This is a genomic window from Salinimicrobium oceani, from assembly GCF_012037645.1.
The window spans coordinates 1-287 of record NZ_JAAVJR010001615.1 but is presented as its reverse complement, the minus strand read 5'-3'; the positions used below and the strand labels follow the sequence as shown (position 1 = coordinate 287).

Below are 287 nucleotides of genomic sequence, written 5' to 3'. Positions count from 1 at the left end.
ATTTCCTTGGAGACTGGGCTGGTGGAGGTCATGATGCTGCTTATGCAAAAGGACGCATTCCTCAGGATGGAAAAATGTCCCGTCATATCCAGTTCGAATCTACTTTCACTTTGTCGGGAGCAAATGCAGATAAGAGAGTTCCGCTTACGCTTTCTCAGCAGAGAACAGCGCTTGCGGCTCTTCATGGTTATGTTACAGGAGGTTCTTCCTCAAACAATTTACCTGAAAATATTAGTCAGGCTCTTCAAAGCGCCGCAAAACAACTGCGTAGCTCCGGAAGCGGGGCA

At 47.7% G+C, this 287-nt stretch carries 1 protein-coding gene; it reads left to right on the top strand.

Annotation, left to right across the window (positions count from 1 at the left end):
- Positions 1-287 (top strand): hypothetical protein (locus HC175_RS23310; protein ID WP_209310237.1); only part of this gene is annotated, 287 nt, incomplete at both ends.